The sequence below is a fragment of the Shewanella seohaensis genome (assembly GCF_023283775.1).
GTDB classification, from domain to species: Bacteria; Pseudomonadota; Gammaproteobacteria; order Enterobacterales; family Shewanellaceae; genus Shewanella; species Shewanella seohaensis.
This window is the reverse complement of record NZ_JAKILE010000014.1, coordinates 130,704-155,393: the sequence shown is the minus strand read 5'-3', so window position 1 is coordinate 155,393 and position 24,690 is coordinate 130,704. Positions and strand designations below refer to the sequence as shown.

At 49.0% G+C, this 24,690-nt stretch carries 15 protein-coding genes and 1 pseudogene; 3 read left to right on the top strand and 13 right to left on the bottom strand.

The genetic code is table 11. The features are described 5' to 3' along the window. From L2713_RS16250 to L2713_RS16235, 4 genes and pseudogenes are all read right to left on the bottom strand, one after another. Nucleotides 1-70, bottom strand: a pseudogene (locus L2713_RS16250) (valyl-tRNA synthetase); the annotation flags it as partial. A 150-nt stretch (nt 71-220) separates the two neighbouring features. Further along, complete coding sequence (gene hrpA / locus L2713_RS16245) at nt 221-4,102, bottom strand: ATP-dependent RNA helicase HrpA (RefSeq protein ID WP_248968584.1); 3,882 nt, start codon at nt 4,100-4,102, stop codon at nt 221-223. 128 nt (nt 4,103-4,230) lie between these two features. Beyond that, nucleotides 4,231-4,647, bottom strand: coding sequence for a CBS domain-containing protein (locus tag L2713_RS16240; RefSeq protein WP_011716896.1), 417 nt, complete (start codon nt 4,645-4,647; stop codon nt 4,231-4,233). 251 nt (nt 4,648-4,898) lie between these two features. Next, nucleotides 4,899-5,930, bottom strand: coding sequence for an isoaspartyl peptidase/L-asparaginase family protein (locus tag L2713_RS16235; protein ID WP_086903498.1), 1,032 nt, complete (start codon nt 5,928-5,930; stop codon nt 4,899-4,901). A gap of 120 nt (nt 5,931-6,050) precedes the next feature. On the opposite strand from L2713_RS16235, the gene L2713_RS16230 reads away from it, so the two are divergent. Together L2713_RS16230 and L2713_RS16225 are read left to right on the top strand one after the other, a co-directional pair. Continuing rightward, the gene (locus L2713_RS16230) at nt 6,051-7,907 is read left to right on the top strand and encodes an autotransporter assembly complex protein TamA (protein ID WP_248968583.1); all 1,857 of its coding nucleotides are present in this window, start codon (nt 6,051-6,053) and stop codon (nt 7,905-7,907) included. Beyond that, nucleotides 7,904-12,184, top strand: coding sequence for a translocation/assembly module TamB domain-containing protein (locus tag L2713_RS16225; RefSeq protein WP_248968582.1), 4,281 nt, complete (start codon nt 7,904-7,906; stop codon nt 12,182-12,184). The genes L2713_RS16230 and L2713_RS16225 overlap by 4 nt, the downstream gene beginning before the upstream one ends. Before the next feature lie 109 nt (nt 12,185-12,293). Here the strand turns inward: L2713_RS16225 and rplY are convergent, their stop codons facing one another. After that, on the bottom strand, nt 12,294-12,581 hold the full coding sequence (gene rplY / locus L2713_RS16220) for a 50S ribosomal protein L25 (RefSeq protein WP_011622605.1): 288 nt from the start codon (nt 12,579-12,581) through the stop codon (nt 12,294-12,296). 312 nt (nt 12,582-12,893) lie between these two features. On the opposite strand from rplY, the gene L2713_RS16215 reads away from it, so the two are divergent. Then, nucleotides 12,894-13,328 carry a hypothetical protein gene (locus tag L2713_RS16215; protein WP_248968581.1) on the top strand — a complete coding sequence of 145 codons (435 nt, stop codon included), beginning with the start codon at nt 12,894-12,896 and terminating at the stop codon, nt 13,326-13,328. On the opposite strand, the gene mepK is transcribed toward L2713_RS16215, so the two are convergent. The 8 genes from mepK to L2713_RS16175 form a co-directional block, all read right to left on the bottom strand. Continuing rightward, on the bottom strand, nt 13,279-13,827 hold the full coding sequence (gene mepK / locus L2713_RS16210) for a peptidoglycan L,D-endopeptidase MepK (protein WP_011622603.1): 549 nt from the start codon (nt 13,825-13,827) through the stop codon (nt 13,279-13,281). The genes L2713_RS16215 and mepK overlap by 50 nt on opposite strands. Nucleotides 13,828-13,950: 123 nt before the next feature. Then, on the bottom strand, nt 13,951-15,627 hold the full coding sequence (locus L2713_RS16205) for a L,D-transpeptidase family protein (protein WP_248968580.1): 1,677 nt from the start codon (nt 15,625-15,627) through the stop codon (nt 13,951-13,953). Nucleotides 15,628-15,858: 231 nt separating this feature from the next. Beyond that, complete coding sequence (gene mdoH / locus L2713_RS16200) at nt 15,859-18,042, bottom strand: glucans biosynthesis glucosyltransferase MdoH (protein WP_011716890.1); 2,184 nt, start codon at nt 18,040-18,042, stop codon at nt 15,859-15,861. Nucleotides 18,043-18,065: 23 nt separating this feature from the next. Further along, nucleotides 18,066-19,703 carry a glucan biosynthesis protein G gene (locus tag L2713_RS16195; RefSeq protein ID WP_011716889.1) on the bottom strand — a complete coding sequence of 546 codons (1,638 nt, stop codon included), beginning with the start codon at nt 19,701-19,703 and terminating at the stop codon, nt 18,066-18,068. Nucleotides 19,704-20,147: 444 nt separating this feature from the next. Continuing rightward, nucleotides 20,148-21,542 (bottom strand): ATP-binding protein, encoded by a 1,395-nt coding sequence (locus L2713_RS16190; protein WP_248968579.1) that lies wholly within the window; start codon nt 21,540-21,542, stop codon nt 20,148-20,150. Between the two features lie 113 nt (nt 21,543-21,655). Next, nucleotides 21,656-22,315, bottom strand: a complete 660-nt coding sequence (locus tag L2713_RS16185) for a response regulator transcription factor (protein ID WP_248968578.1) — start codon at nt 22,313-22,315, stop codon at nt 21,656-21,658. Between the two features lie 10 nt (nt 22,316-22,325). Then, nucleotides 22,326-23,228: an FAD:protein FMN transferase gene (locus tag L2713_RS16180; protein ID WP_248968577.1), complete on the bottom strand. Its 903-nt coding sequence runs from the start codon at nt 23,226-23,228 to the stop codon at nt 22,326-22,328. A gap of 97 nt (nt 23,229-23,325) precedes the next feature. Beyond that, complete coding sequence (locus L2713_RS16175; RefSeq protein ID WP_248968576.1) at nt 23,326-24,684, bottom strand: DUF3570 domain-containing protein; 1,359 nt, start codon at nt 24,682-24,684, stop codon at nt 23,326-23,328. Between the last annotated feature and the right edge of the window lie 6 nt (nt 24,685-24,690).

Below are 24,690 nucleotides of genomic sequence, written 5' to 3'. Positions count from 1 at the left end.
CGCCTAATTTAAAGGCTAAGGTGTAATCTCGTTGTGTGCGCTTACGGCTTGAGTTAATTGATGTTGTCATAAAGAAATCCTCTTTATGTCAACGTATTTCAGGACGAGACAATGATCAATAAAAAAGCCGAACCCTAAGGTTCGGCTTTTAATGCTAAAGATGACGCGTTACGCTCAACTCACTGAATCTACAGATTCAATCCGTAATGTATCAACATCATTAACTCAGCAGGATATGGTTTAAGATACGCTTCTCCGAGATCGGATAAGCCGTTCCTAGGGCCTGTGCAAAGCAAGACACCCGGTATTCTTCAATCATCCAACGGGCTTCAATCAGTGCCGCTGGCACGGGCTGTGAGCGCGGCACCTTGGCAAGTTGCGCCGCTAAGGCCTCCTGCACTTTCGTGATACTTTGCATATGCAAACGGTCACGGGTCGGATCCACGGGCAACTTATCGATACGGGTTTCAATCGCTTTTAAGTAACGCGCCACATCCGCTAAGCGATTCCAACCACAGGCTTCGACGAATCCCTTGAATACTAATTGGTCTAATTGGCTTTGAATATCACTCATCGCAAAAGCGATATCTAAGCTAATTTTTCCCTTAGTCCGTTTTTTAATGCCCTGATAGAGCGTCAAAATCTGCTCCACTTTTAGGGCAATTTGCTCAGCCGTTGGATTCAACTCTTGGCGCACCCAATCCTTGGCCTGCTCAAACTGGGCGGCATCGCGCACATCCAGCGCCTTTTCATCGAGTAATTGCTGCACCGCTGCGGCAATAATGTCATCAATCAGAATTTGCACTTGGCCAAATGGATTGAAATACATTGCTAATTTTGCCTTGTTCGGCAGCGCCTGTTGCAGGTGTTTTACCGGCGATGGAATATTGAGTAACAGCAAGCGACGTAGACCTTGACGATGCGCCGCCAGCGCCTCAAATTCATCATCAAATAATTTGATGGCAACTGAGTCTTTATTATCAATCAGCGCGGGGAAAGCCCGCACTTGATAGTTACCCTTACGCTGTTCAAATTGTTTCGGCAAGTCGCCAAAGGACCACTCGGTGAGCGCATCTTTCTCTATGCCCTTATCCGCCACTTGACGAATCGCCTTAGCGACCACGCCCTGTAACTCGGCCTTTAAGGTATCGAGTACTCGCCCCTGTGCGACTAACTTGCCCTTGTCGTCCTCAATCTTAAAGTTCATCTGCAAATGCGCTGGCATCTGCGTGACATCAAAATCTTCAGGATTGACGCGGGTGCCACTCATACGCAAAAGCTGTTTGCACATGGCGTCGAGTAAACTGGCGCTAAAGGGCTGCATCGCCTGTACGCAGGCTCGGGCATAATCGGGCGCAGGCACAAAGTTACGTCTTAGTCCCTTAGGCAAAGACTTAATCAGAGCGACACATTTCTCCTCACGCATCCCCGCCACCAGCCAATCGAAATCTGTATCATCGATTTGATTGAGTAGCGCCACTGGGATATGCACAGAAACGCCATCATCACTCGCCGCAGGATCAAAGTGATAACTCAGTTGCAAGCGAATATTGCCCTTGTGCCAAGTGTCGGGGAAATCGAGCGCCGAGATGTGATCGGCACTGCGCTGCATCAATAGTGACTTATTAAAATCGAGTAAATCGGGCTGAGTTCGGCGCGCTTCTTTCCACCAGCTAAAGAACTTAGGCGCGTTATAGATGCCTTCGGGAATGCGCGGCTCGTAAAAGTCCATCAACACTTGTTCATCAACCAAAATATCGCGGCGACGGGACTTATGCTCGAGCGCTTCGACATCCTCCAATAACTTTTGGTTTGCGATAAAGAAGGCTTCTTTGGTCTGTAATTGCCCTTCGGCAAGTGCGCTACGGATAAAGATTTCCCGCGCTTCAACAGGATTAATCGGCCCATATTGCACGCGGCGGCGATGCACCACGGTCAAACCGTAGAGTACTTGGTTTTCAAAGGCAATCACACTGCCCTGTTTTGCCTCAAAATGCGGCTCTAGGTGATTCTTTTTAATCAGATGCGCCGCTAACGGCTCAAGCCACTCAGGCTCAATTTTGGCGCAGCAGCGGGCAAATAGCTTAGAGGTTTCGGTCAGCTCCGCCGCCATGATCCATTTCGGGCCTTTTTTCGCCAGCGGTGAACCTGGGAACACAAAAAACTTACGATTGCGCGCGCCTAAGTACTCGTTGTTATTGTCCTTAAAGCCGATATGACTCAGCAGACCCGATAACAACGCACGGTGCAGCGCATCGTAGTTGGCTGGCGTCTCGTTTAAGCGCCACTTTAAATCGTGAACCGCTTGTTTTAGCTGAGTATATAAATCCTGCCATTCACGTACACGCAGGTAGGCTAAGTACTCGTCGCGGCATTTTTTACGGAACTGGCTGGCGGATAATTCCTTTTGCTGCTCTTTTAAGTGCTGCCATAGGTTCACCCAACTGACAAAATCTGAATGGGGATCGGCAAAACGGCGATGGGCCTCATCGGACGCCTGCTTTTTATCCATGGGACGCTCGCGGGGATCTTGAATCGACAGACCCGCGGCGATCACTAACACTTCCTGCAAACAGCCCAGCTGATGACTCTCCACCACCATACGCGCTAAACGCGGATCTACCGGGATCTGCGATAACTGTCGCCCAAGCGGCGTTAACACAATATTGCCCTTCTGCTGCTTAACGGCTTGTAATTCCTCAAGCAGTAAGAAGCCATCGCGAATATGGCGCTGATCGGGCGGCTCAATAAAGGGGAACGCCGCAATATCGCCAAGTCCAATGGCGAGCATCTGCAAAATCACCGAGGCTAAGTTTGTGCGTAGGATTTCTGGATCGGTAAACGCGGGACGACTGTTAAAGTCCGCCTCATCGTATAAGCGAATACAAATACCCGGGCCAACGCGGCCACAGCGGCCTTGACGCTGATTGGCACTGGCCTGTGAAATGGGCTCGATGGGCAGGCGCTGCACCTTAGTGCGATAACTGTAGCGGCTGATCCGCGCTGTGCCTGGGTCAATGACATAACGAATACCAGGGACTGTCAGCGACGTTTCCGCCACGTTAGTGGCAAGCACGATGCGACGCCCAGTATGGCTGCTGAATACCTTGGACTGCTCGCCGTAGGAGAGGCGCGCATACAGCGGCAAAATCTCGGTATCGCGGTAATTGCGACGGTTAAGCTGCTCGGCGGTATCACGAATTTCCCGCTCGCCGTTCATAAAGATCAGAATATCGCCCAAGCCTTCGGCGACTAATTCGTCAACGGCAGCAAAAATCCCTTCGATTTGGTCGAGATCCGCTTCGGTATCTTGCACCAGCGGGCGATAACGGGTTTCCACCGGATACGTCCGGCCAGAGACTTCGATAATAGGTGCATTATTGAAATGCTTAGAAAAACGCTCAACATCGATAGTCGCCGAGGTGATGATGATCTTAAGATCGGGGCGTTTTTTTAAAATTTGCTTGAGGTAACCCAAGATAAAATCGATGTTGAGGCTGCGTTCGTGCGCCTCGTCGATAATGATAGTATCGTATTGATCTAAATAGCGGTCTGAGGTGAGCTCCGCCAGTAAAATCCCGTCAGTCATCAGCTTGATATAGGATTCACTCTTTAAGGCATCGGCAAAACGCACCTTAAAGCCCACCACTTCGCCGAGCGGACTTTGTAATTCTTCGGCAACACGTGTCGCCACGCTGCGCGCCGCTAACCGTCGCGGCTGGGTATGGCCAATAAAGCCGCGACTACCAAGGCCCAGTTCTAAACAGATTTTCGGGAGCTGAGTGGTTTTACCCGAACCGGTTTCACCCGCGATGATCACCACTTGGTTTTCACTGATGGCTTTAGCGATCTCTTCGCGCATGCCGCTAACGGGCAGATTATCTGGATATTGGATTTTCGGGCGCGCCTTAAGGCGCTGCTCGACCTTTTCGAACGCTGCTTGCGCCTGCTCGGCAAGTTTGGCTAACTCTTGGGTTTTCTTATCAGAATCGGCTTCTTTATTGAGCTTAAATAAACGGCGGCGGATCCGCGAGGCATCACTTTGAAAGCACTGCTTGAGAAAGTCGCTCGATAGCGGATGTTTGTCAGAGTTCAAAACCAAATTCCATTGCTAGCATCGAAAACAGCGATCCTAGCAAGGAACGGAACGTATTGGTACGACTAATTTGGCCTCAAAAGGATGAAAAATAGGCAAATTAATCACCTTTTGAAGGGCTTAGCGCTTAGAGCTTAGGCGGGTGCTAAGTAACATTGCTGCATATACACATTCATGGCGCGCAGCACATTCGTGCGGTTAATGGTGCCGACGACTTTGCCCTGCTCAACCACGGGATAAATCTTAGGTTTAGAGCCAAGCATTTGCTCTGCTAATTGCAAAATGCTGTCATCGGGACCGACATACAAGACTTCGGTGCGCATACAATCTTTTACCACTGAGGTCATATCACAGTGATAACTGCTCTTTAGCATCACGGCTAAACAATCTTGCTGGGATAAAAAGCCCACTAAATCGCCGTTATCATCCACGACGGCGGCACCCATCTTGTTATTGTCTAACAGTTTTTCAACCGCAGTGGCCAGCGACATATTGGCGCGTAGCAATACGGGTTGACGATCCATATGGTCGCGTATTTTTATTGAATCCATAGCAATCTCCCCAATCTATCCTTTACCAACTCAACTCGGCTTACGCTTTGAGTCTAGTCAAAATCTCGCAAGTGGTAAGCGATTAATATCGATTGGAGTTATCTATTTACTTAGCGGGAAGGAAATTGGGCGAATAAAAACGGTGATTTAGAGGGGTAACACTGGACCTACAAACGCCATTTTGAGTGGGATAGCTAAGAGATATTGCCTTAGCGCATGTTAAGCACGCGCTAAGGCATTAGGCTGTAACCTTATTGGTCTTGCCAAATCATCACTTGGGCAGGCTCACCATTACTACGGGTGGCGCGGTACATGCCTTCGGTGTTAAATGGCGTAGCAATATTGCCCCTGTGGTCGACCGCTATCACACCACCAGAGCCGCCAGCGGTGATAAGGCGTTGATTAATCACTTCATCTGCCGCTTGAATAATGGATTTTTGCTGGTATTTCACCTTAGCGCAGATATCGCCCGCCACTTGGTAGCGAATAAAAAACTCGCCGTGGCCCGTGGCAGACACAGCGCAAACGCCGTTTTCGGCATAGGTGCCAGCCCCAATCACGGGCGAGTCACCAATGCGACCAAAACGCTTAGCCGTCATACCACCAGTGGAAGTACCCGCCGCTAAGTTACCGTTTTTATCTAAGGCGACAGCTCCAACGGTACCAAATTTATAATCGAGATCTTTCATCTCAATACCCGCAATTTGATCTGATTTTTCAGCCGCCTGCAGTTTTTGTCTGGCATCGAGTAATTGCTGATAACGGGCATCGCTATCGAAATGGCTATTAGGTACCAGTTTAAAACCTTGGGTTAAGGCAAACTCCTCGGCGCCTGCGCCCGACAGCATGACATGCTCGGACTTATTCATTACGGCTAAGGCCAAATCGATGGGATTAGCGATATGGCGCACGCCTGCTACGGCGCCCGCATTCATGGTTTTACCATCCATAATCGACGCATCTAACTCGTGGCCGCCATCATAGGTGTAAACCGAACCGACGCCGGCGTTAAACAGCGGACTATTTTCTAATACATTGATAGCGGTTTGCACCGCGACTAAGCTATCACCGCCCTGCTCGAGCACTTTTGAGCCTTTATCGACGGCCTCTTTAAGCTTGTCTTTGTAAGCCTGACGCAGCTCTGGCGTGAGGTTGGCCTTAGAAATCGTGCCAGCGCCACCGTGGATCGCAATGGCAAAAGGTTTTTCATTCGCTTGGGTATTTTGTGACATAAAAAGTGCACTCGAGAGAATTAAACTAAAGGTGGCTAATTTTATTTTCATTATTTACATCCCCTTAAACAGTAACGTCCTTTGTAACCATTTCAATGACTAATTTCAATCATCTCCTTGCCTGTTGCGGCTATTCTGGCGACAATGAACTCACATCACAGGGATTATAAAGTGCAGCGATACTTGCAAATAACGTCATTATCTTTTCGTCTTCATTTGCTACTTGGCCTGAGTTTAGTGACATCGGGGGCGATGGCCGCCGATAACTTGTTAACGCTTTCAGTGAACGGGGTCGACGAAGCCCTAAAGCGTAATATTCTCGCCCACTTAGGTGCTATGCCCGACTCCGAAGTGCAGCGCCGAGCCTTCTTATTTAACGTGGAAGACAATGTCTCCACCGCCCTCGAGTCCATGGGCTATTACCATGGTGAAGTGGAAGAACAGTTAGTCGAAAAAGAAAAAGGCCCGTGGGAATTAAAGCTCACGGTCAAAGCGGGCGAACCGGTAAAGATTCAATGGGTTGATATTAATTTCTCTGGTGAGATGCTCGACGATCGCGCCTTCGATAAGTGGCTTGCAGAGGTCAACATCAAGCCTGGGGATACGCTCAACCATGGGGTGTATTCCGATGTTAAATCCCAACTGGTGACGCTTGCCTTGGCAAGGGGCTATTTCGATGGCGAATTCACTGAGTCGCAAATCAAAATCAACCGCGATTTAAACACTGCGCAAATTAGCCTGCATTTTAACTCAGGCGCACGTTACCATTTTGGACAAGTGAGCTTTGATGGGCAGACCTTAGAGCCGGATATTCTCACTAAACTTATCCCCTTCAAGGAAGATGCCGCCTATTCGACCCGTAGGGTCAGCGCTCTAAACCGCCAGTTGTTGGATACGGGTTATTTCGCCAATATCAAGGTCATACCACAAATCGATCAGGCAAAGGATAACCAGTTGCCCGTCAAGGTGGAACTCACCAATAAGGCCAGCCACTCAATTGAATTAGGTCTCGGTGGCGACATAGGTCAAAGCGCAGATAAAACCTTCGATCCGCGAGTACGGGTCACTTGGCGTACGCCACAAATCAATAAATACGGTCACTCCCAAGAGACCAGTTTAGAGTGGTCGCCTGACAGGCCTAAGTTTTTAACCACTTATACGATTCCGCTGACTCATCCCTTAGACGATCAACTGAAAATTCGCCTAGGCTTGCTGCGGGATAAATACGGGGTAACCCAGATTTACGAGCCCGAGAACCGCGATTTTCGTAACACAGGACAATTGGAGTCGACTAAGTATTTGCTCGGGCTACTCAGGCAGCAACGCTTAGATAATCAATGGCTGATGACCTATTCCCTCGATGCGATTCGCGAGGAATATACTCAGTCCGATACTGATTACAGCCCCAGTTTTTATCTGGCGGGAATTAACTTTTCTAAAACGACCCGTGGGGATAACTCACTCGATCCTAAGTCCGGTTTCAGGCAAATGTATAGCCTAGATTATGCCGATCCTTATCTTGGCTCCGAGACACGCCTTGCCCGCTTACAGGCCAAGTTTAAGTGGATTGACACCTTTTTTGATAACCACAGAATCGTGGCGCGTATGGATCTCGCCGCCAACCTAGCCAATGAAAATGAGCTGGCCTTTATCCCACCATCACTGCGCTATTTTGCCGGTGGCGACCAAACCATACGTGGTTATGGCTACCAAGAACTTGGGCCTTATCTCGATTACATCGATGCCGATGGCAAAGTCAATCGTGAAGTTATCGGTGGTCGTTATCTCATGGTTGGCAGTTTGGAATATCAATATTACGTCACCCCAACTTGGCGTGTTGCTACCTTTGTGGATGCGGGTAACGCCTTTGATAACAATCAGTTTGAACCCGTAGTCTCAGTGGGTGGTGGTATCCATTGGATCTCCCCCATTGGCCCAATTAAGTTAGATTTAGGGGTTGGTTTGAAAGAGACAGACACCATTGACCGTTCATGGCGTATTCACTTAACCATGGGGACAGAGCTATGAGCAAGCCCCCTATTCATGAGCCTAATGCAACGGCTCAACAAGAGAATCAAACGCCTGAACAATTGTCTTTGGAACAAAATCCAACGTGCGTGCAGCCCAAAACACTTAAGCTGCGCATTTGGCAAATATTTAAACTCTGCACGCGGATTATTGTTTACGTTCCCTTAAGTCTTTTGGTGTTAACTGCATTACTGCTCGGGACTGAAATTGGCTCTCGGATAACTGTGGGTTTAGCCGATAAGTTTGTGCCCGATCTGGCGCTCACCTACACCTCTGGCTCGTTAAATAAAGATCTCACCTTAGCCCACGCCAGTTGGTCGATGGATGGGATTAAGGTCGAGCTCAAGGATTTACATTTGGCATGGCAACCCACTTGCCTACTACAAAAGCAGCTGTGCGTGAATGCCTTAACGGCGAGCCAAATCGATGTCAATATCGATACCGAGGCCTTAAGCTCAGGTTCCACTGAAGTCGACGTAACCCCCGAAAATGATCAGCCGAGTGAACTGGTTCTGCCCTTTGGCATAAAGCTCGACAGCGCCGAACTGAACAACATCAATATTGCGGTCGATAAGATGCGCTTTTCGGCCAATCATATTCAAACCGCTGCCACTTGGTTTGCCGAAGGACTGACGGTCGAGCAGCTTAGCAGTGAAGGCTTGGCTGTATTAATTCCTACCGACGACAGCCCTGCGCCAGACACACAGGCCACCGTTCCTCAAGTCGATAGCACACAAGTCACTGACACCAAGGCAGCCGAGACAGCTGCAACTTCTGCGGCAGAAACCACGACCGCAGCGGCGAGCACTCAGCCTGAGACCGAAAAATCAGCAACCATAGCGGCGACAGGAAGTGCTAAAGCTTCAGCGGACAAGCCAATTGTCGGTAATGACTCGGAAAAAACTGCCGCAAATCCTCAAGCAGATAAACAAACGGAAGAAAACGCCGATAAGCAAGCATCTACAGAGGAATGGGCACTTGCCCATTTACCACAGGTTTTTATGCCTTTCCCGGTGGATGTCAAGCATCTCAGTTTAGACAACAGCCGTTTACAGATTGGTCCGCGCGAAGATCTGTTTAGCCATATCGAGCTTCAAGGTCAATTTGCCAAGTATCAGTTAACCCTAGAAAAACTGCTGCTTGCCCATCGTTATGGCGAAGTGTCTGTGGTGGGTCAACTCGCCCTCGAACAGGACTACCCGCTCGCGCTTGAGGTTCAGGCCAATGTCACTCAGGTTGCCGAGTTGCCAGAACTGACCCATCAACAATTAAGCCTAACCCTTAGCCAAAGCGTCGGACAACTCGGGCTCCATGCCCTTGCCAAAGGGGATGTGGATTTTAGTCTCAATGGACAATTGACCCTCAAAGATCCCACGCTGCCCTACAAGGTCAAACTGGAAAAAGTGCGCGCACAGTGGCCGCTGCAACATGCCGAGTATCTCGTCAGCGACCTCAATCTCGACAGCCAAGGCTCCCTCACTCAACAGGCCGCGACGCTTAATGGAAATGTCATCACACCTTTCCATAAAGTGTTAGCCATTAGCAGTGAGCTTCATCATCAGGATGCAAAGCTCGATATTAAGCAGTTTACTGCGAAGGGCGAACTAGGTTCGGTCGATGTGACTGGTGAGCTAGATTACGCTAAGGCGATCACTTGGAAAGCCAAGGTACTGCTCGATAACCTGAAATTACAGGAAATCACTCTGCCGGAAACTGCACAGACTCCAGAATCAACACCGACAAAGGACGCTAAAGCGCCGAGCACAAATACCGATAAGCCGGCGCCGGCAACTACAAATGCTCCAACCCCTGCTCCTGCGACAACAACTGCAACTACAAATGCAAAAGCAAGTGCAAGTGCAACGAGCAGCTTGCCAAACAGTTTAATCTCGGGCCAATTGCAGACCACTGGGCGCCTGTTAGATAAACAATGGCAAGTGGCGCTAACGGACACCCAACTGTCAGGCACAATGCAGGGTTATCCGTTTGATATCACTGCCGATGTCAGCATCAACGATAAACTGTATATCAGCGCAAAAGGTGTCAATGCCAAGGTATTGGGTTCCACCTTAACCTTAGCGGGCGAAACCAACAAAACCTGGAACCTTGAGGGTAAACTGCAAGTCCCCGATTTCGGTTTATGGTTGCCCCAAGCCAGTGGTCAATTGCAGGCCGATATCAATGTCACTGGGGAAGAGAAACATCCACAAGTCGAGTTAACCGCGCAACTGGTCGATCTGGTGCATCAAAATATTAAGCTCAGGGAGTCAACACTCAAGGCTTACTATAAGCCTTTGGATGCCCATGAGTTTGCCCTATCACTCAAATCAAAGGCGCTGCAACTTGGCTCACAGAGTTTAGATACCGTAACCTTGGGCAGTAAGGGCGATATTCAAAACCAAAAACTCACCCTCAGTGCCACAGGGGATCTTGGGCTCGAGCTTGGCGTCACTAGCCAATACGATATGAAAAAATCCCAACTGCAGGCGCAGGTGAATAAAATCAACTTGGCAACCCCCGTCGGACGTTGGGAGATTGATAAGGATATTCTTGTCGGCTGGGATCAAAATAAGTCCAAAGGTAATATCAGCCCTTTCTGTCTAGTGAATCCCAACAGTAAGGTTTGCCTCGACAATCAAGTGACCATTGGCAAAACTGGTGATGCTCAGCTCAGTTATGCGGGCAATCTAGGCAAACTATTAGTGCCTGTATTACCAAACAATATGCAGTGGGACGGCAGTTCTTCACTGTTGGCAAACTTTGCTTGGGCGGCGGGACGTAAACCCACGGCCAATGTAGACTTTAATTTTACTCCCGGTAGCATCAAGCTTAAACGAGCCAAAAACCGTGAAGTCACCATTAATTATCAACAGCTTGATTTCAAAGCTAACTTAGATGCTAAACGACTCCTCTCGTCAATTAGCTTTGAATCGGAAGATGTCGCCAGTTGGCAGAGTGAGGTCACGGTCAACGTGACGCCGGACAGAACCTTGTCGGGTTATGCCAATATCAAGCAAATTAACCTGCAACCTTTAGGCGAGTTTTTCCCACAGCTCAATACCCTCGAAGGCTTGCTAACCAGCAGATTAAACTTTGCTGGCACCTTGGATGCGCCAGAAGTGTCGGGCAATGTGTCCTTAACCCAAGGCGCCCTCGCATTGACCGCCAACCCTACGCTTATCAATAAAATAGACATGTCGATGGACTTGGGTGGCCAACAGGCATCCCTCAAAGGCCGCTGGATGATGGGCAATGGTTTGGGGCGTGTTACAGGTGATATGCGCTGGCCTCAGGGACAATTCAGTGGCGAGCTTGCGATTAAGGGCGACAAATTAGCCGTAATCCAACCGCCACTTGCGCTACTTGATGTCTCGCCCGATCTCACCATCGCCTTTAGCAGTCAACAACTCGAAGTCAAAGGGGTTGTCGATGTGCCTTCGGGTAATATCAAGATAGTCCAGCTCGCCGAGGGCGGTGTTGCCCTGTCGGAAGATGTGGTCTTCGATGACTCTATTGCCGCGGCGCAACCTAAAGCAAGCCCCTATGCCATTGTGGCTGATCTGAACATTAATGTCGGTAACGACTTAAAAGTAGATGGCATGGGCCTTAAAGGTAAACTGCAAGGAACCTTAAAACTGCAGCAACAGGCGTTCCGCCCACCACTGCTGTTTGGCGATATTAAAGTCAAACAAGGCAGCTATAAGTTTATGGGACAAACCCTGAAAATCCGTACAGGTGAAGTGCAGTTTGTCGGCCCGACCTCAGTGCCTAACTTAAATATCGAAGCTATTCGTGAAATTAAGAGTGAAGATCTGGTCGCAGGAGTCCGTGTCACAGGCACACCTGCCCGCCCAGTGGTGACCCTGTTCTCTAACCCTGCTAAGGAGCAAGCGGAGATCCTGTCTTACATTATCAAAGGCAGCGGTTTTAACAGCAGCAATAACGAGCAAAATAATTCGTTGATGATGGGGGCGGCGCTGGGCTTAGGTTCACAGGTCGGCGGCGGTGGCGCCATCAATAACATTGGCAGTACCGCCACGGGGATTATTGAAGAGTTTGGCTTCTCGAACGTACAACTGGACACCAACGATGAGGGCCGCGTGGCGATCAGTGGCTTTATCGGTGATAACCTGATGGTGAAATATGGCGTTGGAGTATTTAACCCAGGGTATGAGATGACGGTTAGATACTACCTGTTATCGCAACTCTATCTGGAAACAGTATCGGGCACCTTAGGCCAATCTCTCGATATCTATTACAACTTCAATATCAAGTGATGCTCCCCCGCGTAGCTAGGTTGCGCGGGGATACTTTTATGTTCTTGTTCGTTAAAAAACAGCCACAAAAAAAGCGCCCTATAGGCGCTTTTTTGCTCCAATCACGCAATTAAGCGTAAACGAAGTCAACGTGCTCGATCATTGGCTTGAACGCGTGACGTTGCATAGCTTGTGCACGAACACCAACTTCTTTGCCATCTAAAACGATAGTTACAACAGAAGTGTAGAAGTCTTCGTTAGTTTGAATGTTGATGATGTCTTTGTGATCAAAAACAATAGAAACTGGCTCTTTGCCTGCGCCGTAGATAACAGCAGGAACTTTACCTGCATGACGTAGGCGGCGGCTCGAACCTTTCCCTATTTCAGTGCGGGTTTGTGCTTGGATAGTGTAAGACATGTGTTTCTCACTTAAATTTAGAGTAAAAACCGTCACCATTTTCGACCAATGGTGACTCATATAAAGCGCGCGCATACTAACACAGTTACTCGGCAGGTACAAGAACAGCCCCACTCTTAAAGCTGAATGATACCGAGCGGCTATCGTTATAAATCACAAAGAGTATTTATTGAATTGGAAAACTTGTTTGTGGGCTGTTAAATAGCCGAAGCGGCTTTGATCTGAATCAAAAAACCCGCGATCTTGATCACACTTAAGCCAGTCGATGCCTGCTAAGCTCGGGCAAATTTTGTCACTTTAGTCTTGTCAAACATGCGTCACGAGCTGTATTTATTGCAACAAGAAAATCGTCTTTCATGCCAATTAGCCCGTGAACTCGTCACACTTATCGAAACTGTACCCTATCAGCAGACCACGATCGAATTGAAACTGTTAGAGCTGCTCGCCTGCACTCAACAAAAAAATCGTAGCTTACTGATGTTGATGCAGCTTTGTGAATCATCCGCCGTTGAAGGCCAACGACTCAGGCAATTTAAGTTTTCACAGTGCCTCAATCAGCATGTGAACGACTGGCAACAACACCGGGAAATGAACAAGCTTGGGCAACTCTTTTTGCCGCTGTTAAAACATTATTTGCAGGATATTCAAGCACTCGAGCTGCAGTTTTATCAGCAGCTCTCAGTGCAAAACGATAAGACTACCAGTGGCGGACTGGGCCACAGTCAACATGCACAAAACCTGACTTAGGGTAATAACCCACTCCTCCTAATTTAAGCGATAACGCCGCATCACGAAGGGTCTTTAGGTTCACACCCGGGATAGCGATGTCCATTGCCATGCCTTGCATGTGATAACTTTTCTTTGCCACCCCACTGCTCTTACCCGCCAACATGGCGTTGGTCTTAGGTGAACGATAGCCAGAAATCACATGGATCTCATTCTCCGTATTGAGGGTACTCTTGAGGGTGTAGAGCAGATCGAATAAGCGTTTATCCATGGGCGCCGCCACATTCTGGCGATGATCCCGCAGCAAGTGACTAAAATCATTCAACACTTCGCTCTGGTAATGGCCGTCAATCCAATAACTGCCATTGTTATGCTCGCCCGTGTGGCGATTGTAGAGGCTGAGATCGCGAACCCCTTTGGTCGACCGACTTGCAAACGCTTTAGAAGGAATTAAAGAACACAATGCCACACCACTGAGGCCTAACAACAACTGCCTACGGGCAGGACAAAGTAACGTCACATCATCACCTTTTGTTCGTTTTTTGGACACTAAAACCGCAAATTATACTGAATCGCCATTCAGATCAAGCCTTGACTGGCTCACAAGATTTCAGATTTCAAAATCTCTTAAAAGTTCAGGTCGTTATAGAATGTAAAAAATTGATGCTGGCACCGCCTGGGTAAACTCAGCTTCTAAGTGATAAATATCATTGCGATATTGAATTTGCCCAGCATCATCAAGCCATGCTGTCCAATAAACCGTGTAGACAGGCATGGTATCTGACAGCGCGAACCATTGGGATTGAGTGGTATTAGGCGTTAATTTCTCCCAAAGGCGCGTATCTTTAACTAAGTGAGTTTGAAACCAGCGGGCCAGCTCCTCGACCTTTTCAACCCGAATGCAACCCGATGATAAGGCCCTATCGGTCTTTTTAAAGAGACTTGGCTCAGAAGTTCCGTGCAAATACACGCTAAAACTGTTATCGAAATGAAATTTATATCGACCTAAGGCGTTTTTCGCCCCGGGGCGTTGCACTAAACGATAGGGAAAATGGCTGGACGCCAACTCTTGCCACTCCTGTGGCGAATGTTCGACTCGCGCGCCGTCATAGTCGTAAACATCAAACCCGCGGTCCTGCAGGTAATGGCCATCTCGGCGTATATGGGGCAAGATATCGCGCCGCACTATGGTGCGTGGCACGCGCCACTGTGGATTGAGCACCACGCTGGAGATATGACTACTTAGCAGCGGTGTTGGCCGAGATGCTTTGCCTACTATCACTTTTGAATTGAGGATCACCTTCCCCGCCTCGACGAATTGCAACTCAAATGCTGGGATGTTTATCACCAGATAGCTTGCAGGTAAGGTGCGAGTAAAAAGCTGCTGCCTAAGGGTATTTTTCGCCAGCAGCTTTGCCCGAACATAAGGGGATTGATTAAGCCAATACAGGGTTTGCTTACCTATCACCCCATCCGCCTGTAAGCCATGCTGGGTTTGAAAGTCTTTTATTGCAATAACCAGTTCATCATCATAACGCATGGGATTGTTATCAGTTGCAGCCTGCTCAGTCCGTGCAACTGTTTCAGTTTGATTTGTTGCGTCTGACGAAATTCTGTCTGACTTAATGACTGGCTCAGATCCTAGTTCAGATACTGGCAAAGCTGCTTTATCGGCTACAGACTCGAAAGCCGTGCTAGGCATCTCTGCTAGAAAACCTAATAGGAAAAGGCGCTGTGCAATCGGCGCAATGAGCGGGCTCTCTTGCCCTGGACTAAGCTTATCTTCGAGGATGAGTGTCTCCCACGAAGAGGATCCCGCTAACGCCATCAATTGCTTCAACTTGAGGACCACAGCGCGAAAATACGTATCCTTAGGGATCAGTGCTGCCGATGAGCATGGCGCCGTGCATTCAGCTTGGACCTCGAGATACTGCCAATAGTTATCCAATTGCAGCTTCATTTGGCGAAGCATCGATTGCTCCTCATTATTCAGCGCCCTATGCTGCCACTGGATCAACTGTTGATAATTGGCGCTAAAAACCGGGCTAACATCGGCAAGACTCAAAAGTAAGGTTTGCCCTAGAATTTGCTCAACTGCAGTGTCTGGGTCAGCGACTTCAGCGGAGGTCGTCAGCACGGGCAGCTCAACCGTTTGTGGTTCAACGCTTAGAGGTGCTGTTACGAGTGGCTCGGCAGCATAGGATTCTATGACAGCAAGCGAAAGTCCCATCAACAATGCACCGAGTGGCCAGCGCTTAAGTGAGCTAAAGCTGCGGTTGGATGTATTAGGATTTAGCGTTAATCGACTCACAGGCATCATAAACGTCCCCTGTCACAGCAGATTCTTGACCGTAAAATTACCGCAAGTGCAAACATCGATACTCAATTCAGCAGTAATCTTGTGTTCACTATAGCTGAAGCCGTTGACGAAATGCAGGCGAGCAAAGGGATAAAACAAAAATGCCACTGACAGACGTCAGTGGCATTTCAATTCTTTGACAACAATTAAGCCCATTAAGCGGGGTGAATTGTTACCCTAAAAACGTGTTACCTAGCAGAAAGAGACCAAGTCTTCAGGCACAAACTGCTCGGGCAGCTTTTGCAAGCTTCGCAGCATCAGCGGATTGGCCAGCACCAGCGCCATTTCCTGACGGTTAAATAACGCCAAGGCACTCTGTTGGCACTGCGCCTCATGCACTTTTACGTGCACAATGGCTTCAACCGGTTCAATCGGTGTACCCGCCGCACGCAGTGGCTGCTTATCAACCATAGCCAAGTGCAGTTCCATTAACGCTGGATCTTTTAACACTTGCGCTAATGTCCAAGGTTGCTCGATGTGTGCCTGATAAGCAGCACGCGCCTCTTGAGCACGAATACAGATAGGCGCAGGATTACGCTCCTCTGGCGTGGCCAAAATGCCAATGCGTTTGAAGAACTCACCAATCTTGATAGAACCCGTCCACGCCGAAATCGGCACGGCTAACCACAGACCAATCAAGGCGGGGCTCATCCACGCAAGCAATGTTAAGGAGTCCAAAATGGCCGCATATCCTAACATCACGCCCGCCAACATATGCCAGCGGTGGCGATAGATCAGGGTTAACCAAGGCATGCTGCCATCGTCACGGCGCTGTGGAGACCAGCCACTGTCACGTCCCATCAGAATCGACATCACCGCACCACAGTGGATGAACATCATGATAGGTGCGATTAGCGCAGAGAGGATCACCTCAAATATCACGCTCAAAATCGCCTTGATGCGACCACCGACACTGCGGGCAAAGTTGCCATCTTTTAGCAGCAATAATACGCCGAAAATCTTAGGTCCGAACAACACGCCCATTGTGATATAGAACAATCTTAATGCCCTATCCGAGTCCATGATTGGCCATGTCGGGAACAGCGAGAATTGGTCGGTAAAATACTCAGGACGAATAAAGTGTGCCTGCAACGCGAGCATCAAACCGGTCAAAATCAATAATAACCAGAATGGCGATGACAGATACGCCATAATGCCCGTCATTAAGTGTAAACGGCTGACCCAATGCAAACCTTTGGTCGGCAGGATACGGGAATGCTGTAAGTTACCTTGACACCAACGGCGATCGCGCACGGCTAAATCGACAATTGATGGCGGACATTCTTCATAAGAGCCAGGTAAGTCGTAGGCAATGACCACACTCCAGCCCGCACGGCGAATAAGCGCCGCTTCGACGAAGTCATGGCTTAGGATATGACCACCAAATGGCGGTTTACCCTTAAGGTTTGGTAGACCTGCTGCGCCCATAAAGGCTTCGGTACGAATAATGGCGTTATGGCCCCAGAAGTTACCTTCTTTTTGTACCCACCAACCTAGCCCAGTACCAATCACAGGACCATAAATACGCGCCGCAAACTGCTGCAGACGCGCCATTAAGGTAGTGCCATTGATGAGCGATGGAATCGTCTGGATAAGTCCGGCGTCAGGATCGGCCTGCATACGTTGTGCTAAGCCAGTGATGGTCGATGACTCCATCAAACTGTCAGCGTCGAGCACCAATAAGTGATCGTAACGAGAGCCCCAACGGCGGCAGAAATCCGCCACGTTACCCGCTTTACGCGCCACGTTCTTACGACGGCGGCGGTAATACACGCGAGAATGTTTATGGGTTTCTTGGCGCAGCACTAAAAACGCCTGTTCTTCTAACAGGGCGATTTCAGGATCTGTAGTATCACTTAAGATAAACCAATCGAACGCATGACCATGCCCCGTTTGGGATAAGGCTTCCGCCATCACAGATACCGCGGAGAACACCCGATCAGGCGACTCGTTATAGGTTGGCATCAAAATCGCGGTGCGGGTATGTAGCTCGGTCTGCTCAAGCTCGTTTGGCTTGGGCTTTTTCAGCAACATGAAGAAGCCTGCGATACCACTACAAAACGCCAAGGCAATCCAGCAGAAATTAATCGCAAACAGCGCCAACATCAGATATTCGAGGGGAGTGATCCCTCCGATACTGAATACAGCGCCCATTTCGTAGATAGCAAAAGCAGACAGCGCCAGAGCTCCGCCCACGACAAAGAATCGACGGGATACCTTAGAACGTACACCATTGGCAACGGTGCTACGACGCGGAAATCCTTCAGGCATTTGGCTTAAGCTTTGGGGTTCCATTGCGCCTGGCCTTTCATTAGGCATAGCGCTACCACCCACGAGCACTTCAGTCTCAAGAACCGAATTCTCGGATACAGTCATATTATGTCGCTCCGTCATGGACCTTAAAGCGTCCAGCGATAGAGCCAGGTTTCAACCTGACGCGGTGTTGAGAACTTGAGTTCGGCACGTAATTCGATAAGTTCCTTATCTTCTGGCTCCAACTCAAACGCGAGGCGATAACCATTGTTAGCCGCGTTACGCGCAATAACCACATTTGAAATCACCCCACCGGAAGACTCAACCTTCGCGAGCGGTAATTCATCGGGCATGGCGCCGTTAAGATGATAATCCACGACAAACAAACGTCTTGGGGTCGCTTTTGCGATGTCGGCACGACCACTTGCAGTACGACTCACCACGACAGAATTGGTTTTCGCCACTGGCTCCTCGCCCCAGCTCATACGGTAAGCAAAATGATATTCGCTGCCCGCAGGAATAGGCTGACGCGGCTTCCAGAAGCTCACGATATTATCATGAATTTCTGATTCTGTTGGAATTTCTGTCAGAACGACTGCACCTTGGCCCCAGTTACCCACAGGTTCAATCCACAAACTTGGACGACGCTCATAGTGGGCTTCGAGATCTTGATAAGAGGCATAATTGCGTTCACGTTGAATTAACCCAAAACCCTGTGGCGAGTTGTCAGAAAACGCACTTACCTGTAATTGGCGTGGGTTAGCCAGTGGGCGCCATAGGTGCTCACCGCGGCCGTTAAACATCAACAAACCGTCTGAATCGTGGACTTCGGGTCTAAAGTCGTCGGTATCGTGGCGGCCATTGAGTGAATGTAAGAACATGCTAGTGCTTGGCGCTAGACCCACTTTGCTGAGTTCGACGCGAGGGAATAAGGTCGCTTCAACGTCGATTTGGGTGTTGTCACCAGGACGTACCGAGAAACGATACGCGCCCGCTACACTTGGACTATCGAGCAGAGCATGAACCACGATCAAGTTGCTGTCGTAGGAAGGACGTTCAACCCAAAAAGCGCGGAAAATCGGGAACTCTTCCCCTTCAGGGTCTGCGGTTTTCAAGGCTAAACCACGGGCAGATAAACCATAGGAGTTACCTTTACCTAAGGCACGGAAATAGCTCGCACCTTGGAACACCATCAGCTCATCATAAACGCCATTAGTGTTTAACTGGTTATGAATGCGAAAACCTGAGTAACCAATGTCATCATTTGGCAACGCTTGAGTGATAACCTCACCCGCAGTGAAATACTTAGGCTCGTAGGCTAAGTGAGTCGCTTGGTTAGCTTCAACAATGGCAATTTCGATTAAATCTTGGAAATAGAAGCCACGGTGAAACATTTGCATTTGGAATGGTAAACCTTGGTCACGCCAAATCGACGAAATCGGGTTAAAGCGAATGTCACGGTATTCATCGTAGGTTAACTTAGCGAGGCCTGCTGGCAGCGGATCCTTTAATACCACATAAGGTTTAGAAGCCAACTTGCGAGCTAACTTCACGACTGAGTCGCCATCAAAGGTGCCCGTTTTAGTAAATCTCACTTGATTTTTGTTCGCCGGCTGAGCCGTCGCCTTAGGTGGACTCACCACAGGTGTGGCGGGTTTGTTTTCAGCAGGCTTTGTCTCTTCAGCAAATGCCGAGCTCGACAGCGCAAATGCTGCGCTAAGCGCCAGTGAGCAAATGAGTGAAGAAGAAGGTTTAAACGATTGGCAACGCAACAAGCTAACCATAGGATAGGTAACCTAAAAATAAACTAAGAAATCAACGTTTTTTGTGTGCACAGTGAAATTTTTTTACCGCTGTTTGAACGAAAAAAAACACAGGCTGTTACATATCGCGAAAGATATCAGAAGGAGTAAAAAACTCATAAATAAAGATGCAGTTAACTCCTTTTGCACGATACTATTTAGCAATATACTTATACCAATAAAGAATATCAAATTCGAATTAACAGACCAATTTGATCTTTAAAGGTTACAAGTGCTAATAAAGTGCTGCCAAGTTCGCATAATAGAAACAAAATCAATCTGTTTTGCAAATTTGCGATATCACTCATCTTAGCGATTTGCCCTAACTACAAATCTTAGATGATGCCTGCCAATACGCGAGCCAGCGGGCATAAAATAATTATGCTAAGGCTGCGAATTGCGTAGAAATACCATTTGGAATGTGGGTTACAGGGGGAGCGCAAGCGTGACCACTAAACCGCCATTTTCACGGGGCGTGATCGTCAATTCTCCTTGGTGTAAATCAATGATGTGGTGGCAAATGGACAGCCCCAATCCCGCGCCTATTCCTTCGTTTTCATTGACGCGGTAAAAACGCTCCGTCGCGCTGGCGATTTGCTCCAGAGTCATGCCCTGCCCGCGGTCGGCGATCTTTATCTCGACATGGGTGTGGGTGACTGCGGCACTGATACTAATCTCAGTTTCGACAGGACTGTATTTACAGGCATTTTCGATGATGTTTTTTAGCACAATCAGCAGGTAAAACCGATCGCAGTTGAGCGTTAATGCCGCATCGATCTCGATATGCCATTCATAGTCGGTGATCAGTGGCATTAGCTCATTCAGTGCATCTTCCACCATTGGCAGTAACGGATGAGGCTGCACATTGAGTTCGGCAATCGAATCGACCCGTGCAAGCAACAAAAGCTGCTCAACGGTGTGACTCATATGCTTCACACCGGCATCGATGGCTGCGAGGTGGATCCGCTCCGCATCACCCTCGCCCACTAAACCTTCTAAACCCTGTTGATGTAATTTAATCACGGATAAGGGGGTTTTTAACTCATGGGCCGCATCGGCACTAAAGCGACGTTCCCTGGCAATAAAGTGCGCAATGCTGCTGATATATTGGTTTAGCGCGCGGCGCACGGGCACGAGTTCCTTAGGCAGTGACATAGTGAGCGGCGTGAGATCGTTAGGCGAACGCGCCATTAACTCGCGCTCGAAGGACTTCAACGGCCGGAACAAGATGTAAAACAGCAAGCTGACGATAAGTAAGGTTAAGGGCACAACGATCAGCGGCACGATTACGGCATTGTGCATAATTTGCGAGACCAGCTCTTGGCGCACTTCATCTTGCTGGGCTGTGATGATCCAGACTTTGTGTTTAACCGAAAAAAAGCTGAACACATGCCACAGCTCCCCTTCAAACACTTTTTTGCTATAGCCTTGGACAAACTTAGTTATGGGTTGTCGGCCGATATTGTCTGAAAACACCAGCGCTTGCCCCGCCTCGCTCCAGATCTGAAATGCGAGTTTATGCTCATAGGCCAGCTTTAACGCATCGGCTTTTTGAGCAAAGGTACTGATCTGGCTATCGGGGACATGGAGAATTTGCGGCAGCTCTTGTGGCGCTTTGAAGTCGGCCTCATCGTGATAAAAAAGCTCAAGCATTTTCGCGCTTTGCAGCATTTGCGCATCAAATAACTCTTCGATTTGATGCTTAGAATCCCGGGTGCTGAACCAGCTTGAAATACCCACGGAAACCGAAATCCCCGAGAGCATCAGCAAGGTTAATAACAAACGTAATGAGTACACATCCAGCACCTTGAGTCGATTCACCCCGTAGTCCCCGTCGTTTATGGTGAGAGTAAACATGCCTAAAAGGCTGTTACTAAATACCGATAAACGCCGAGTTTGTCACTTAAATCCTGACTCTCGCGTTAATTTTCAGGTTAATTGACTTCGGTTAGGGTATAGCCAATGCCGCGTACGGTCTTAATCAAGTCATTGGCTAACTTTTTACGTAAATGGTGGATATGGACCTCAATCGAGTTGCTGCCAACCTCATCCCAGCCATAGGTTAACTGCTCGAGTTGATTACGGGTTAACACTCGGCCAGCGGATTGCGCCAGTTCGAGCAGCAGCTGAAACTCCCGACGTGATAGCGGCACATTTTGATCGCGAAAACTCACCTCACGGGTGTTGAGGTCAATACTTAATGCACCGATATTCAAACTGTTATTATCCAGACCATATTGCCGGCGGACGATCGCCCGAATACGCGCGGCTAACTCACGCACATCGAAGGGTTTACCTAAATAATCGTCGGCGCCAATATCGAGGCACTCGAGTTTGGTATCAAAATCCGTGTTGGCCGTGAGCACTATGGTCGGAATCGACACGCCCTCTGCCCGCCACGCTTTGAGTAGCTCCTTACCATTGCCGTCGGGTAAGCCTAAATCGAGCACTATGGCGCTAAAGGTTTCATTCTTAATGCCCACTAATGCTTGCTGATAACTATTTAGGTGGTCGACCTGCATTCCCATTTTGGCAAGGCTCAGGCAGATCCCTTGGGCTAATAACTCGTTGTCTTCCACTAACATGATACGCATTGATAATGCCCTATCGAAAAATACTAGATTGCACCGATTGCTCGGCTAAAAAGGCTTCGGCCTGCTCACCCTGTAACATGGCCATAGTGGCCAACATGCCTGCGGTGACGCAGTTTGGCCCAAGTACCGTCACCGAGCGCGGCGCCCCGCTCACTGGATAGCCGGTGCGCGGATCGACAATATGCCCATAACGCTTGTCATCAACTTCAATAAATCGCCGTGTATCACCACTGGTGGCTAAAGCACCTTGGGTTATTGCCAGCACTTTCGCGGCATGGTCGAGCTGCTGCGGATCTTCAATCCCCACCTGCCAAGGCACGGCATTTGCCACTGGACAAGCGATATCACCGCCAAAATTGACCAATACCGAAATCCCCGCATAGGACTCGGCAAGCTCATAGGCGACCCTATCGACCGCATATTCTTTGGCGATACCGCCAAAATCGAGCTGCATGCCTTGGGGCATCAACAACTCATGGGAATTAAATTCGATACGCTCAAAGCCAACTAAGGCTCGTGTTGCCTCGATATCCGCTTTGTCGGGCATCTTGGCATCGGCCGTAAAACGCCACAGCTGCATCAATGGGCACGCCGAAATATCGAAGAGCCCACCACTTAACTCAAAGCATTGTTTCGCAAAAGCCAACAGTTGCCAGGTTTCTTCATCGATGGCGCTGCGTTGCCCCTGAGCATGATTAAGCCGCCATAGCGGGTTACCCTCGATAAAGCGGCTGTATTTCTGCTCGATTCTTTGCGCCTCGCGCGCAGCCATATCGAGCATATCGTAGGCTATAGCCTCATCATGGCTTGCGATTAATAGCTCACACGGGCTAGCCATCGCCCTAAATTCGCCTAAATACCCCCAATCTCGACGCACGAGTCGATATGGCGGATTAGGGAAAACTGCTGGCATCTTCGTATCCTTATTCTGTGACTTCGCGTAACGCTCAATATGGGCAACACCTCCCATATTGAGCGCTTTGTTTGCGGCTCAGTAACAGAGTATACCTTTAAAAAGAATAACTAAACTGCGCCGTTATCGCCTTTTGGGTCGGGAATAAGTCGTAGTTTTGCAGCTCACCTGGGATCGTTGTGCCATTGTTTTTCGGATCCTGTTGGTAATATTCCAAGCGATATGTCATTTCATGGCCGCCCGACAGACGGTGACCAAACTTAACGCCAATGGTATAGGCACTCATATCACCAATCCGGTAGTCTGCACTGGCAAATTCGGGTAACGGCGTATCGGCAAGCAGGAACGGTTGATAAAAATTCACCGCCGACTGTTGGTAATAGCGTAAATGCAATTGCCCGTAGAAACTGCCGCTAAAGTAATAGCGATAGTGGGTTTCTAAGGTGTGCGAAGTTAAATCCCAATCATCCGTGTTATAGCGGTAGGAGAAGTCCACAACGCCGGAATCGAGTGCCCCTTTGGTCATCACATAAAAACTGTGTTTCAGGCGCGAATCGGGGCGATTCTCGTAGACTATATCCTCGGTCGTGCCGTTATTGTCCACCACGCTCAACACTTTATAGGGATCGGTCAGGTAGCCGCTGACACTGGATAATCCATAGTTCGCCTGTAATAACCAACGTTGATTTAGTACTTGGGTGATCCCTAGCATCAAATCGACGGTTTGTTTATCGTCACTGCCCGTTTGGCGAGTGGCATCGAATGCAGTGCGGTAAGCTTCATCACTGGTAAAATTGTCGCGAATAGCCATAGAGGATAAGGCCACGGGTCTGCCTCCGACGGGGTCAACCACATCGAAGCTGTAGGCCGTGCCCAAAAACAGGGTGGTATTGTCCTTGTTAAAACCACGTTCTACCCCGGCATTGATGCCCATCGACATATAGTCGAATTCTTTAGATCCATACACGCCGCCATTGACTTTCCAATCGGAATTGAGCGCCTGTGACCAATTGGCACTGCCCTGCACTCGGGTATCGTGGAAGGTATCATCGAGCGGAGTCTCACCGGCCGCCACTTTATATTGGCCATTACCGGAAGGACGGGTGAAGGTTTGGCTGTCGCTTTGGGCGACCGCACCGGAGGCCGAGGCACCCGTTAAGCTGTCGACCACCAGCTTTAAATCCAGCACACTGTCGTCGCCAAAGTTTTTCTGCGCCGTACCTATGGCTTCAACCGCCTGTACCCTGTCTTGCTCGCCGTAGTACATCAGCGCGGCATCGACTTTCCAATCATCGGCATTTTTTGCAATTTCAGTGGCATGGCCGCTTGAGACAAACAAGCCACAACTGGCTAAGGCTAAGGCGCTGGCAATATGTTTAGTCTGGGGTTTTACCTGTGCTGTTACTTGCAGCGATTGTGGGGCGATTGAGTCTAACTTATTGTTATTATTTGTCATGGCAGA